Raw genomic sequence first — 14,829 nt, forward strand, 5'->3', positions numbered from 1 at the left:
GGACAGCAGGCTAATATAGTCGTTTAAGTTCAAAATAAGACAAGGCAACGGGTCGTAGATAGTACAGATAGTACGGCAAGGCGATGTAACGCCGTATTATTTTGAAATCAAACGACTATACTTATAGCTAAATTGATTTCCGTTTCATACAAAGTTTTGATCCGAATGCAGTACAAGCAGTACGGCGAGGCAGAGTCACGTTACAGGAAAAGTGAAAGCGTTTAGCTATAAGTCACGCAACTCGCTTTTGACACCTAACAATGGCAATAAAAACGCCCGATTATTCCACCTTAATCTCTAACTCATAGCTCGCACTTTTTCCCTTTCTTGCGGAATTACGCGGTTGTGCAACTCGCACTTCGTGATCGCCACTGAGGGGGAGTACATAAGGCTCACCATAAATATAACCTTCGCGGTCAAAAAGAAAAGCCTCCGCATCGCCTGTAGTTTTTAAGGTAAGCATAACCACTTGCCCAGCATTAGCTTTAAAATGATACGATTTGAAATCGTAACCCACAATTTTTCCTTTATAATGTTGGGTAAACCCTTGATTTTCAATCACAACTTGAGGAACATTTTCTGTTTTAGACGAGCTTTCCGCACAGCCCGCTAAGGTAAATAATGCCCCGAAACCAAGTAGAGGCAACATTAATCGCTTCATTTTTTCTCCTTTCGAATTTTCTAACTCAATTTTGATCATTTTCTTCCTGCCCTATTATAGATAAATTGATTTTACTTTCATACAAGACTTTGATCCGATGACTGCACAAAGAATACAGCAAGGTGAAGTAATGCCATAAGAAAGTGAAGAAGTTTAACTATATCGCCCTTATCATAGAGCTTCGCACCTCATTTTCTAAACATAGATACGAGCCACTTACTAAGCTAGAGTTTTATTTCATAAAAATATTTGGGGCTGTCCTAGATAACTAGACTAAACTCCCTTTAACCAATTGTTTTAAAATAGAAATTTGACTTTTTATGTTGCTGTAATTAAAACGCCATTCACATTCCTTTAAATAAAGCTCAAAATGCGCTTTTGGGATACCATTAAATTTGCGTAAATGGCGTTTTGCTTGGCTCCAAAAATTCTCAATTCCGTTAATGTGGTTATGATTTTCAGCAAAATGTGTGCTGTGATTGATACGAAAATGACTAAATTCACTCACATCAAGCACGTCATAACTACGATAATTATCGGTGTAAACAATACTATCAGGCTTTACCTGCTCCCGAATAATGGGTAACAAGGTGGCAGATTGCGTATTTGGAACCGCAACGGTATAAACCTTGCCATTGCGCTTGAGAAGCCCGAATACCGCAATTTTCCCTGCCGCACCACGACCACGTTTGCCTTTGCGAGCACCGCCAAAATAACTTTCATCGGCTTCAATTTCACCTTCAAACATCTCTAAGTGAAGGCTGTTTTGATAGATGAGTTGGCATAAACGATGAAAGTAATATGCGGCAGTCGTTTTGTTTACATTGACTAACTCTGCTGCTGTCCTTGCAGTAACACCTGCAACAAATAGCTCAATGAGTTTATTTTGTTTGTGCTGACTTAGACGACTTTTTCTCATTGGTTCATTCTAACCTAAATAGATTTTTTAGTTGTTATCTAGGACAGCCCCAAATATTTAGATCTATGAACTTACTCGTTTACTTTCTGAGTTTTTATGTTAGCATACGATACTTATTTTTCAATAAAAAATAAGGTTTCCAATAATGCAACATTTTGATTTAAGAAAATTTTCCATTAGTAGCATAGCAGTCTTAATTTCATTTTATACAAATGCAGAGCAAAACACTCTCGATTATCAGCAGTTAGACATCATTCAAGTGGAAGCAAAAGCCCCCGTCAATGCCGCCCCCGATCATTATCTCAATACTCAACAGCGGATAAACCCAACTCAGCTTAAAAATAACCACTCCACAACACTAGGTTCAGTGGTAGATAAAACTTCTGGTGTGCAAAGTAGTGCCTTTGGACCAAATTCCTCTCGCCCTATCGTGCGAGGCTTGTCTAGCCAGCGGGTAGCGATTTTAGAAAATAATATGCCTATCAATGATTTGGCTGTCATTAGTGGTAATTTAGCCACCTCAATCAACCCGTTAAATGCGGAAGATATTGAGATCAGCAAAGGCGGGGCAACCATTCTTTATGGCGGGAGAAGCATTGGCGGGGCAATCAATGTGCTAGATGAAGCCATTCCGAAACAAATTTTGCAAAATAAAATAAGTGGACAAGTAAACCTCAATAAAGGGTTCAATGCGGCGGATCAAGGATCATTTAAATTAAATGTAAACAATGGAAGCCATTAGGCAGGGCATATTGATGCATCAATTAGCAAAATTTCCTCAATAAAAGTACCGCACAATAGTAAAGCAGCGGTCTGTTATGATAAAAGCTATTTGCAATCCCGCACAGATTTACAGCGTCAGTGCCAAGTGGTTATTCCTGTTCTAAATGACGTTATTAACCCTGCCTACTTTAAATATATTAGCCAGTACTATTTAGATAATTATCAAGACAAGAGCTTAGGTTTATCAGAGGGCGATAAATACACCAATAACCGTGGTTTTATGGGGGTAAATCCCCCCAATCCACTATATGTGCCAAACAGCCCTTACTATATGGAAGAATTCGGTGAGCTAAAAGAATACCGCTCTTATCCAAAAGGTAAAATTCCTAACAGCCATTCTGAAACAAAAACATTCACCTTAGGCACAAGCTATGTAGGGGATTTTGGTTACACAGGACTATCTTGGCATTACTTTAATACGAATTACGGTGTTCCAGGATTTGCCTATTTAGCTAGCCAAACCGATGAAGGCTACGCCCCCGTAACAGTGAAAAATCAAACCCATCGTTTAAGCTGGGACACCCATTGGGTTTCCCCGCTCAAAGGCATTGATAGCCTTGATTTTCAAGTGAATTATCAACATTCTAAAGATCAAGAATTACTCAACAGTACCGTTTCTAACGGTTTTTTATCCCACAACTATGCCTATCGCCTTTCCCTCAGCCACACACCGCTGTTTGAACGTTTTGTCGGTACGATTGGCACAGATTTCTCTTATCAAACCGTGAAAGCCAAAGGACAAGATAGCTATCTCCCTGATTTGAAACGCAAAGCCTACAGCTTATTTGCCATTGAAACCCTTGACCTCGCTCCTTTTATGTTGGAATTTGGGCATCGTATCGGCAAAGTCAGCTACAAACTGGGTGATTTACATAATAGTCGCTCTCAGAGTGTCGGGGCATATTATGCCAAAGATCGCACATTCGCCCTGCAAAATACCCATTTCGCCTTGCAATTTAACCCAACGAAAAACAGCTACCTCAAACTGCAACGCACTTGGGCTGAACGAGCCTTAGAAATGAATGAGCTGTATGCCAACAATAATCATTATGCTCTCCTCATTGAAGAACAGGGCGATGCACGCTTGCAAAAAGAAAAAAATAAAGCGTGGGAACTCTCCGCAGGCATCGAGCAAGGTGGCGTGAACGCCTCCGTAAGCTGGTATCGAAACCAATTCAATCACTTCACCTACTTAGGCTACACCAGTATTGTGCGTAATGGCTTAATGGCGAAACAATGGCGACAAACACCGCTCACCTTAACTGGCTGGGAAGTAGATCTAAGTTATAAATTGGATACCCAACAGTGGGGAACGTGGAATTGGCACGTCTTTTACGATCATATCCAACAAAAACTTCCGCACCGCTTAACGGGCTTAGGCAACTACTTGCCAAATCTCCCCTCTTCCCGCTTTGGCGGCGATCTCAGCGTGGAATATCAAAACTGGCGAGCGTTCTTCTCAGCCATTCATTACAAAGCCCAAAAACACGTCAGCAATGAAGTCGATGAAAAGCTAATCAACCCATCATTCACCCTCGTTGATGTCGGGGTTAGCTATGTTTACCCGTGGAAGCAAAACGAAGTGGAAATTTACTTTAACATCAACAACCTCACTAACCGCGAGGCAAGATCAAACACCTCCCCACTCAAATTCCTCGCCCCACAAGCAGGAAGAAATGCGGTGCTAGGCTTAAAAGTAAATTTCTAACCCCACCTCTCCCCCGCCATTATCTGTGGCGGGGCATTCCATTTACACAGCATACTTCAGCCCGCCATACCAACGCCCAATCCCTCACAATCAAAAAACGACCGCACTTTAATGCTTCAATTTTCAGACTTATATAAATTACCTGAGCAAAACAGACGCTAAACGGGCGAACACATAGGTTCGCTCCTACGAGGTTGAGAATGCAAAAGTAAGTCGCCAACAGCGAACCCCGTTAAATTTCCCAAAGAAAAAACCATTCACCAATCAAGCAAAACAACTAGAAATATAAACGAAAACAGCTCCCTATCACACAAAAATAATCTCCACCAACACCATATACAACCCTGTTCCCGCGATCATTGACAAAAACATATTCCGTTTCCAAAAATGTAGCCCTAGCACCACCGCACCTGCAATAAAATCAGGTAATCCGTGATTACCCGTAGCGAAATCAACATTTTTGTAGCAATACACCACTAACATTCCAAACATTGCCCCCGGCAACACTTTGCCTAAATAGCGAATATAAGGCGGAACAGGGCGATGAGCGGGAAAGATCACAAAGGGCAAAACACGACAAAGTTGCACCGCTAAGATGGCAATACCAATAGTGATAATCTGTTCAGTTAATGTCATTTAATCCACCTTTTCTAATTTGCTGGTTAATTTTGGCCGCCACAGGCTAAGCGCCACTAAAATACCAATCAGGGTTGGAATTAAAAAATGATCTTTTCCCACCACAACCAAACAAAGCAACGCAACCCCAAGCCCGAGTAGCGAGCTTTCGTGGGATTTTTCTTTGAGCCAATTTTCCGCAAAAATGACTAAAAATAACGCCGTCATTGCGAACTCGATACCTCTCAAATCAAAGGGAATAATTTCGCCAAAGAGATTTCCTAGCACTGCCCCAAGCACCCAGTAGCATTGCAAATATAAGGTAACGAAAAACATATACCAGCCTTTATCTAAGTGCGGTGGGATTTTCGCCATATAATTGAGCGAAAAACTTTCATCGACCAATGCCGAAATTAAATACCAACGCTTTTTGCCTAACTGCACACCATATTTTTCTAACATCGAAATGCTATAAAAAATCTGCCGCCCGCTGACCATTAAGGTGAGCAGGAAAATATGCAACGGGGCAAAGCCCTGAATTAATGCCCCCGCGACGATAAACTCCACCGATCCCGCATAAATTAACGCTGCCATAAAAAGCGGGTAAAGCACGCCAAAGCCTAAGGCTTTCATATATAGCCCGTAGGCAATGCCAAGAAAAACAAAACCAATAATCATCGGCAACGAATAGGGAAACGCCGCCTTTGCTGCCGCTCGGATAGGGCTTGTCGGCTGTGATACTAACGTCATTTTATTCCTCTAAAACAGACAATCCGGGTAAGGTTGAAAAACTTTGGGCTTTCACCGTTTCATAAAAATCATCAACGAACGCCACCTCTGCGTCAATCTCGCGAAATGCGGCGTAAAGATTACTATACAAGCCCGCATTGGTGATTTTCTTTGCTACAATATAGCCGCGATCTAAATAGGGCTTCGCCGCCCAAAATGGCAATGCTGCCACCCCTCGCTTGCTCGCTACTAACTGAATAATCGCGATGGTGAGTTCGCTGGTGCGACGCGTAGGGTTGATCCCCTTAGGATTTAGCACCTTTTTGAGCAAATCCAACATATCATCGGGGACGGGATAGGTGATCAGCGTTTGATCCAGAAAATCTTCCGCTTGCCAAATCTCTTTGCTGGCTAAAGGGTGATCTTTCGCACACAGCCCCACCATTTCGTAAGAAAACAAAGGCTTATGCACAATTCCCGCTGTTTCCTCAATTTCCGACACCACAGCCCAATCCGCCCGATGGCTCAGCAACAGCCCCACCGTGTCCGTATGAAAGCCCGATACAATATCCAGCTCCACTAAGGGCCAATTCTGTCGAAAACTATCCATTGCGGGCATCAACCAATCGAAACAAGTGTGGCACTCCACCGCAATTCGCAGCTCCCCCGCTTCCCCCTGCTTCACCCGCGACAAATCTCGCTCCGCCTCCACCACTTTGGGGAAAATCTCATTCGCCAGCTTAATCAAACGCTCCCCCGCGGTGGTAAACCGCAAAGGCTGGCTTTTACGTTCAAATAAAGGCAAGCCATATTGATCTTCCAACAATTTAATTTGATGAGAAAGGGCTGACTGGGTTAAATAAATCCGCTTCGCTGCCAACGAAACACTACCCGTTTCCTTTAATGCCAACAGGGTTTTAAGATGTCTAAGCTCTAAAAATATAGGTTTCATTAGAAAAATTAATACAGATAATCAAAATGATGAAAATTATACAACAAAACGACCGCACTTTCAGTTTTAGCGAATAAAAAGTGCGGTCATTTTTGAGAGTGTTTTTTCACTCTTTTAATATTAATTAAATTCATAGAAAACGTGAAAATTATGATATTGCATAATACAACCGCTTTGGGCATTATAAATGACAAGAAAGACGTTTAGACGTCTATTTGATTAAATCACAAAGACAGGAGTTTGATTATGACAACATTTCACGTTTTAGGTTTTCCTCGCGTTGGTGCAAAACGTGAGCTTAAATTTGCTCAAGAGCGTTATTGGCGTGGGGACATTGCAGAACAAGATTTATTAGACATCGCAAAAGCATTGCGTGAGATCAACTGGAAGCACCAAGCGGCGGCGAAGGCGGATTATGTCGCAGTGGCTGACTTCACCTTCTACGATCATATTTTAGATCTGCAAGTGGCAACTGGGGCAATTCCTGCACGTTTTGGTTTCGACAGCCAGAGCTTAACCCTTGAGCAATATTTCCAACTGGCGCGTGGTAATAAAGATCAATTCGCCATTGAGATGACAAAATGGTTCGACACCAACTATCACTACCTTGTGCCAGAATTTCACAAAAATACCGAATTTAAAGCCAATCCTGCCCATTATGTGCAACAAATTCGCGAAGCAAAAGCCCTTGGTTTAAATGTGAAGCCGACCATTGTTGGTCCATTGACATTCTTACATTTAGGGAAAGAAAAAGGCGAATCCTTTAACCGCTTTGAGTTATTAAACAAACTTGTGCCTGTTTATGTGGAAATCTTAAACGCGTTAGCGGCTGAGGGCGTGGAGTGGATTCAAATTGATGAACCAGCCTTAGCGGTGGATTTAGCCCCTGAGTGGGTTGAGGCTTACAAAGCGGTGTATGCCACATTAAGCGAAAAAGTAAACGCAAAATTATTACTTGCGACTTATTTTGGCTCGGTGGCACAACACGCGGAATTGCTCAAAGCCTTACCTGTGGACGGTTTGCACATTGATTTAGTGCGTGCGCCTGAGCAACTGGCTACCTTTACTGATTATGACAAGGTGCTTTCCGCAGGTATAATTGACGGGCGTAACGTATGGCGTGCCAACCTCAATCAAGTGCTAGATGTGCTTGAGCCATTAAAAGCCAAATTAGGCGAGCGTTTATGGATTGCACCAAGTTGCTCTTTATTGCATACCCCTTATGATCTTTCTGTGGAAGTGCAACTCAAAGAGAACAAACCTGAGCTTTACAACTGGTTGGCGTTCACGCTTCAAAAAGTGCAAGAATTGTCCGTCATTAAGACCGAACTTGAACAAGGGCGTGCTGCCGTGCAAGCAGAGCTTGATGCAAGCCAAGCGGCGGCTGATTCACGTGCCAACAGCAAAGAAATTCATCGCCCTGAAGTGGCAGCACGTTTAGCAAACTTACCAGCGGGAGCGGATCAACGCAAATCGCCATTTGCTGAGCGTATCGCCAAACAAAATGCGTGGTTAAATTTACCGTTATTACCAACCACAAATATCGGCTCATTCCCGCAAACTAGCGAAATTCGCCAAGCTCGTGCCCAATTCAAAAAAGGCACGCTAAGCCTTGAAGATTACGAAGCGGCGATGAAAAAAGAAATCGAGTTGGTAGTACGTGAGCAAGAAAAACTCGACCTTGATGTCCTCGTTCACGGCGAAGCGGAACGTAACGATATGGTGGAATACTTCGGGGAATTATTAGATGGTTTTGCCTTCACCAAATTCGGCTGGGTGCAAAGCTACGGTTCACGTTGCGTGAAGCCACCAATTATTTACGGCGATGTAGTACGCCCAGAGCCAATGACAGTACGCTGGTCACAATATGCCCAAAGCCTCACCAAAAAAGTGATGAAAGGAATGCTCACTGGCCCTGTTACGATTTTACAATGGTCTTTCGTGCGTAACGATATTCCGCGTGCGACCGTATGTAAGCAAATTGGCGTGGCATTGTCTGATGAAGTGTTAGACTTGGAAAAAGCGGGTATCAAAGTCATTCAAATTGACGAGCCTGCGATCCGCGAAGGCTTACCGCTCAAACGTGCGGATTGGGACGCATATCTCCAATGGGCAGGCGAAGCGTTCCGCTTAAGCTCAATGGGCGTGCAAGATGATACACAAATTCACACCCATATGTGTTATTCCGAATTTAACGACATCTTGCCAGCCATCGCGGCACTTGATGCGGACGTGATCACCATTGAAACTTCACGTTCGGATATGGAATTATTAAACGCATTCGCTGATTTCAAATATCCAAACGACATCGGTCCAGGCGTGTACGACATTCACAGTCCACGCGTACCAAAACTAGAGGAAATTGAATATCTGCTACGCAAAGCCTTGAAAGTGGTACCAAAAGAGCGTTTATGGGTAAACCCAGACTGTGGATTAAAAACCCGTGGCTGGACAGAAACCTTACAGCAATTAGAAGTAATGGTGGATGTGACGAAGAAATTGCGTGCTGAACTGGCTTAATAAAAACTAAAAAATTGAGAAAATATCACCGCACTTAAGTGCGGTGTTTTTTTACGATTTTTCTCTAGAAAAAAAAGCCCTACCTTGCTGTAATTCGTCGCTAAACTAAATGAACGGCAGATAACAACATTATCCACACCATCGTTAATGCTGGCCCAAGCAACCCAATAATTACCCCACCTAAACGAAATTCAGATTGTTTGATCAAACCTGTACTAAAAGCAATGGTATTCGGTGGTGTGGAAACGGGTAAAAATAACGCACAAGAAGCACTTAGCCCGATCACTAAGGGTAAAATTGTTGGATTGACATTTCCTCCGCCTACCATTGCGAGCAAAGATACTCCCATTGGTATGAGAATGGTTGTGGCAGCAGTGTTACTCATAAAATTCGATAATAACACCGTGATAAAGCCAAATAAGATAAGCAATAACACAAAGCTTACTTGAATATGGCTAATTTTCTCCACAAAATGCGTTGCAATTTGCTGCTCTTCAATTGCAAGCCCTAACGCTAAACCACCAGCAACCAGCATTAAAGTATCCCAAGGCAAGCGGCGGACATCTTTTGCTTCTAGCACGCCTGTCATTGTTAAAGCCACAATAGGAATCCCCGAAGCTGCGGCAACGGGAATACCAATTCATTTGGAGGTCAGCCAGCAAAATAAGGTGATCGCTAAAATAATGAGTACAATGGTTTTGTGTAATTTTTCTTGGCTGCTAACCTCTATTTCATCTTGGGTTAAAAAATCAAAATGCAAAGGGGCTTGATATTTTAATTTGTATTTATAAATGGGGCTGTAGTAGATTAGTAACAATGCTATACTACAAAAATGAAGATAACATATTGTAAATTAAAGCAATCCATACAGAAAAAACTGCTTGAGTTTTTTGTCGCAGAAGTTACTGCAAGAACAGCAGCAAATTTGCTAGATATTCAACCGAATACAGCCGCTTTGTTCTACCATAAAATCAGGCTTGTGATTGGCTATCATTTATCCCTTGAAGTTAACGAGATTTTTGAGGGGGAAATTGAACTAGACGAAAGCTATTTTGGTGGTCATCGAAAGGGAAAACGAGGACGAGGACGAGGAGCGGCTGGAAAAGTTGCTGTTTTTGGGTTACTAAAACGACAAGGAAAGGTATTTACTGTTGTGGTTGAAAACACCAAGAGTGAAACATTACTCCCTGTTATTAAAAGAAAAATCAAGCCTGATAGCTGGGTTTATACGGACACTTATCGCAGTTATGATGCGCTTGATGTGAGTGAATTTCACCACGAATGAATCAATCATTCCGAGCTATTTGCGGTGAAACAAAATCATATTAATGGCATTGAAAATTTTTGGAATCAGGCGAAGCGGATACTGCGAAAATATAATGGAATTAACCGAAAAAACTTTCCTTTATTCTTGAAGGAATGTGAATTTCGGTTTAACTTTGGGACACCAAAAGAGCAGTTAAAAATATTGCGAAAATGGTGTGAAATTTAGGGCTAATCTACTACAGCCCCTAAAATTAATATAAAATAGCAACAAAACCCCGTTATCTGCATCTCGCGTCCGCCCCAAGCAACAAACCGAGTTGTAGCAATGAGAGCAGATAACATTTCACCAAAAAACCGAACAGTTGCCAGACTTAAACCCGAATGCAAGGCAGGTTAATGATGAATGAACAAACTTATTGTGGTATTGATGTTGCTAAACGTCATTTCGTCATTGGGCTTTCTACCCAAAAACGAACAAAAACCGAAACCAACAATCCGAAAGGGATTGCACATACCATTGAGTATTTACGTCGTTTCAGTGTGGACTTAATTGTCCTTGAAAGCACCGGTGGGCTTGAACTCCCATTAGCTAAAGCACTCCACCGCACAGGCTTTCGTGTGGTGATTGCCAACCCGCGACAAACCAATCAGTTTGCGATGTCGCAGTCACTAGCAAAAACCGACAATAAAGATGCTAAAATGTTGGCTTTTTACGCCCAAATGCTCGCAATGCGTGATAATGTAGCACAGCAGCTTTACATACCACCCACTCCCGAGCAGGAACAGCTTGAAGCCCTTGTTTCACGCCGTAATCAGCTTGTTGAAATGCGTTTTGCGGAGAAAAACCGCCTTGAACAAGTTCATTCCACACAAGTATTCAGTGTTGAACAGCATATCGACTATCTCAGCCTGCGTATTGATGAGCTGGATAGGGAAATCGAACAGCATCTCAAACATTTTGACGATACAATAAAAAAGTTTAAAGACATCAAAGGGTTGGGTACACAAACAATAGCCGTTTTGATGTCAATGTTGCCTGAGTTAGGTCAATACACACATAAACAAATCGCTTCACTTGTTGGTGTTGCACCCCATCCTAAAGAAAGTGGCAACACCAAATGGAAAAGCCGCTGTTCAGGTGGTCGCAAAGCCGTACGAAATGCACTGTATATGGCAACATTTGTTTGTGTGCGTTTTGAGCCTAAACTCAAACAATTTTACGAACGCTTACGTGCTAATGGTAAGGCGTTCAAAGTGGCGATTAACGCCTGTATGCGTAAACTTCTCACCATTTTAAATGCGATTGTCCGCGATGACTCGCAATGGGACGCTCACGCACTTTAATTAACGAATTTGTATTTTTGCTTTTTAGCGGAATACAGTTGCTACAATGCCGCTATTTTTAATATAATCAGCTGATATTTGGGTTAAATCACGTCCAGCTATTACACCATTATTTTGTAAATCATCAATGTTGCCTATGATTTGACGGGCAGAAATCACCGCTCCCTTACCATTATGCTGGGATATCTTTAAGTTACGAGGAGCAAGATAGACTTTCGGGACAAGTGCGGTTGTTTTTTCTCCATTTGGCAACGTAATCTCTCGATTAACTAACCAAACCATATCAGAAGTAAGCTCTTGCATTTGGAGAGCGGTTAATTCTACTCCGGGTATAAGATGAAAGGCTTTCGCATAATAAATAGCATTATCCATCAAGGCCTTATATTGCTGGTAATCCGTCAGGTAATTAGCTAAAAAACGCTGCCCTGTTAGCTGGTTAATCTGTTCATTTACTAGACGTTGCTCATAAAACCCATCACCTAGACGTTTTAACATAATATTGTGATCAAACCGCAAGGCATTGAACATATAATCAGAACTTAGCCATTGTTCGCGATTGCTAAAACGTGGATCAGTTTCAATTAAATAGCCATTAGGTGCAGTAGGATTAATCTGATAAAGACTTTGTTGTGGCAAGGTTAGGGCTATTCCGTTAATTTGGCTTGGTGTAATTGCCTCTGATTTCTTCTCAATCTCTGTATTTGTTCCAGAGATAGGCTTTCCTATGACATTTTCTACTTTGTTAAATTCAAAATGAATTGTGGGATGAATATCATTTATATTGCCTTCTCCTGTACTGTAATTCGCCCATACTTTCTTTGTTATACCGTGTCTACGATGCTCTTTGTGAAAGCTATCCCAGCGTCCTTTGTCTGTAACGTTTATTGTCCCTGTAATATCGATATTATTGAGTGATGTCCCTGTTGTGGAATGTAAAATCTCATTGGTGTCATTGTTTGTAAATACCTCGTTGCCGAGTAATAAATGCTTCCCTACAGAAAGAGTAGAAGCATTATTTTCTAACATTTTGCCAGTTACATGGAAATCACCTCCAATTAATAATTTAGCGGGATCTCGCTCTTCAATGGTTGTGGTAATGGTATGACGATTATAGACCCAATGCATCCAGGCATTCGCTCCAATAGTTTGTCCATCATTCAAATGAAGATAAGATTTACTATCATCTTCGTCATTATTTTTAAGATCAAAATAACCATGTCGCCCTTCTTTATCTACAAGAACATAACGTCGTGCGATATTTTGCGGAGCATATTCTTCTCGATGTTCATCGGTATGAAATTCGCCAAGAATTAAATGTAAATCATGGTTCCAAAGGCGTGCCGTATTCATATAAGCATTCCCTAGTGCTTCAATGGTGGCACTACCATTATCAATAAACATTGCCTCCCCTATGGCGTGATAATCCGAACCTAATTCTCCGCCAATCCCCATATCGCCCGCACTAAAAATCAAGGCGTGGTCTCGATTAGTCAGTGTGCCTACCGCAATATCTAACCGTTCGCGAGCAGCAATCGTTCCTGATTTATCGCCCTCTTTATCATTTAATGCCATTATTTGCGTTTCAATCGCAAGATGATCGCCGTAAATTCGCCCAGTGCCTAAATTGGAAAGTGCGGTGCTTTTTAATAAGGTTTTTCCACCATCGATTAAACCCCGATTAAAAATATCATTGGCTTGAATACGAGCATTCTGACCTGATAACTCACCACCTTGATAATTATTGAGGTGCTGAGCCTGTAAGGTTAAGTCTCCTTTACTTACAATTTTACCTTGTTCGTTATTAATATTCAGTTTATCGCCTTGAATTTGCAACGCCCTCAAAGAGAGGATTTCGCCTTGTTGATTTTCCAAATTTTGTGCAAGGTTAAGTTGAATTGTTTCTCCCGCATAAACTGCCCCATTTTGATTTACAAGGCTATCTGCATTTAATGCTACAACTTTGGCTAAGATTCCCTGTTCAGGTTGGCTAATTTCAGAATCTTTTGTGTTTTGATTAGTGAATTGTTTGGCATTAATGGTGAGTTTTTCTGTGGATTGAATCAATGAACCTTTAGGGCTGACTTTACTATTATCTACGGATTCCTTTACATTAATTTGGGCAGATTTTCCCTTAATTGTTCCCCCTCTATTATCTAAGTGAGAACTTCTGGTTGCAAGATGAGCTTCTGCGAGCAATTGTCCTTGATTACGTATTTGGTTTTGGCTATTTGCTTGTATATCACCTTTCGCAGCAATGATGCCTTGATTGACTATCCGCCCTTGTGAGTCAATCACAACTTCTCCAGCACTCGCCCCAATATGCCCCACATTACGTACGCCTAGCCCTTGTTCAGTACCAGCAAGATGAATTTTCCCCGCATACATACCACCAAGTTCACTCACATCTAAAGCAAAGTGTGGTGTATTTTCACTGCGATTTTTGCTGTCAATGCGGGTAATTTGTAGTTCATTGTCGGCATTGACAAGCTCTGCTTGTTTGACGGTATTTTTCCCTGTAACCACATTGAGCTTTTTACCTGCCCAAATGCCTGCATTGATTTCTGCTTCTCGAGCAAGGATATCCGTATAATCAACACGGCTATTATCTAAGCCTTTACCGCTCACCACCATTTTGCCTTTTTCGACCTGAAAGCCTGTTACACGTCCCGCTTCAATCAGCGGTTTGCCTGTGGTCATTGTGGAGCGGGTGGCGTTAATCGTGCCACAGCCATCACAGTGCAGCCCATTTGGGTTGGCGATAATCACTTCGGCTTTTTTTCCTGCCACTTCAAGATAACCTTTCAGTTGGCTTGGATTTGTGGAAGTAACTTCATTGAGAATGACTTTGGCTTCACCACGAGCAAGGTAAGGATTGCCTTGCTCCCAGCCCGCTTGCTGTGTCGCTACGGCTTTATGACTGTTATTGAGAATCGCCCCTTTCTTATCCACATTAAAATCTTGGTATTTATTATGGGAAAGCCCTTTATCATTGGGTGTTTGAATATTGACTTGTGGCAATCCATTAGCAGTTTGAAGGACAATAGGTTGCTGATTTTTAGGTGCATTAGGATCGGCTTTGATGATTAAGGTTTCGGCAAACGCCGAAGGGGAAAAGACAAAACCCAAAGCACAGAATAAACGGAAAGTGAGCGGTTTTAATTTGGCAAAAATCGGTAAAAAACCGACCGCACTTTGTGTTTGAGGCATTTCACTTTTTGCTTTGCCTTCGGCTTTTGCCAGTTCAGACACCACGATAAGGCGTTGCAGTGTTTTGCTGAAAATCACACGAAAATTATTTAGGGGCTGTCCTAGATAACAACTAAAAAATCTAT

10 protein-coding genes and 2 pseudogenes are annotated in these 14,829 nt (G+C 41.9%); 5 read left to right on the top strand and 7 right to left on the bottom strand.

What is annotated here, in order from left to right; all coding sequences use genetic code 11:
* Positions 1 to 280: 280 nt before the first annotated feature.
* Together DXZ23_RS08550 and DXZ23_RS08555 are read right to left on the bottom strand one after the other, a co-directional pair.
* Complete coding sequence (locus DXZ23_RS08550; RefSeq protein ID WP_123797046.1) at positions 281 to 661, bottom strand: hypothetical protein; 381 nt, start codon at positions 659 to 661, stop codon at positions 281 to 283.
* 268 nt (positions 662 to 929) lie between these two features.
* The gene (locus DXZ23_RS08555) at positions 930 to 1,580 is read right to left on the bottom strand and encodes an IS1595-like element ISHpa1 family transposase (RefSeq protein ID WP_017805439.1); all 651 of its coding nucleotides are present in this window, start codon (positions 1,578 to 1,580) and stop codon (positions 930 to 932) included.
* A 145-nt stretch (positions 1,581 to 1,725) separates the two neighbouring features.
* Between DXZ23_RS08555 and DXZ23_RS08560 the strand changes: the two genes are divergently transcribed.
* Together DXZ23_RS08560 and DXZ23_RS08565 are read left to right on the top strand one after the other, a co-directional pair.
* On the top strand, positions 1,726 to 2,322 hold the full coding sequence (locus DXZ23_RS08560) for a TonB-dependent receptor (protein ID WP_017806793.1): 597 nt from the start codon (positions 1,726 to 1,728) through the stop codon (positions 2,320 to 2,322).
* 90 nt (positions 2,323 to 2,412) lie between these two features.
* Positions 2,413 to 4,071: a TonB-dependent receptor gene (locus DXZ23_RS08565; protein WP_051185305.1), complete on the top strand. Its 1,659-nt coding sequence runs from the start codon at positions 2,413 to 2,415 to the stop codon at positions 4,069 to 4,071.
* Between the two features lie 306 nt (positions 4,072 to 4,377).
* On the opposite strand, the gene DXZ23_RS08570 is transcribed toward DXZ23_RS08565, so the two are convergent.
* From DXZ23_RS08570 to DXZ23_RS08580, 3 genes are read right to left on the bottom strand one after another with little or no spacing between them, the layout of a single operon-like run.
* A complete protein-coding gene (locus DXZ23_RS08570) occupies positions 4,378 to 4,707 on the bottom strand; it encodes a branched-chain amino acid transporter permease (protein WP_017806796.1) in 330 nt (109 codons plus the stop codon).
* Positions 4,708 to 5,436 carry an AzlC family ABC transporter permease gene (locus DXZ23_RS08575; RefSeq protein ID WP_017806797.1) on the bottom strand — a complete coding sequence of 243 codons (729 nt, stop codon included), beginning with the start codon at positions 5,434 to 5,436 and terminating at the stop codon, positions 4,708 to 4,710. It abuts the gene before it with no gap.
* A 1-nt stretch (position 5,437) separates the two neighbouring features.
* Entirely contained in the window at positions 5,438 to 6,367 is a 930-nt protein-coding gene (locus DXZ23_RS08580) for a LysR family transcriptional regulator (RefSeq protein WP_021724224.1), read from the bottom strand.
* Positions 6,368 to 6,613: 246 nt separating this feature from the next.
* Here DXZ23_RS08580 and metE point away from each other — a divergent pair, with 246 nt between their 5' ends.
* Positions 6,614 to 8,887 carry a 5-methyltetrahydropteroyltriglutamate--homocysteine S-methyltransferase gene (metE, locus tag DXZ23_RS08585; protein ID WP_017806799.1) on the top strand — a complete coding sequence of 758 codons (2,274 nt, stop codon included), beginning with the start codon at positions 6,614 to 6,616 and terminating at the stop codon, positions 8,885 to 8,887.
* Between the two features lie 100 nt (positions 8,888 to 8,987).
* On the opposite strand, the pseudogene DXZ23_RS08590 reads toward metE, so the two are convergent.
* Positions 8,988 to 9,599: pseudogene (locus DXZ23_RS08590) on the bottom strand (SLC13 family permease); the annotation flags it as partial.
* Between the two features lie 120 nt (positions 9,600 to 9,719).
* Here DXZ23_RS08590 and DXZ23_RS08595 point away from each other — a divergent pair.
* Together DXZ23_RS08595 and DXZ23_RS08600 are read left to right on the top strand one after the other, a co-directional pair.
* Positions 9,720 to 10,379 (top strand): annotated as a pseudogene (locus DXZ23_RS08595) (IS1595 family transposase).
* Positions 10,380 to 10,549: 170 nt separating this feature from the next.
* Positions 10,550 to 11,497, top strand: coding sequence for an IS110 family transposase (locus DXZ23_RS08600; RefSeq protein ID WP_017805811.1), 948 nt, complete (start codon positions 10,550 to 10,552; stop codon positions 11,495 to 11,497).
* A 24-nt stretch (positions 11,498 to 11,521) separates the two neighbouring features.
* Here the strand turns inward: DXZ23_RS08600 and DXZ23_RS08605 are convergent, their stop codons facing one another.
* Positions 11,522 to 14,782, bottom strand: coding sequence for a two-partner secretion domain-containing protein (locus DXZ23_RS08605; RefSeq protein WP_017806802.1), 3,261 nt, complete (start codon positions 14,780 to 14,782; stop codon positions 11,522 to 11,524).
* Positions 14,783 to 14,829 lie beyond the last annotated feature (47 nt).

Origin of the sequence: Avibacterium paragallinarum, from assembly GCF_900450705.1 — a bacterium.
GTDB lineage: Bacteria > Pseudomonadota > Gammaproteobacteria > Enterobacterales > Pasteurellaceae > Avibacterium > Avibacterium paragallinarum.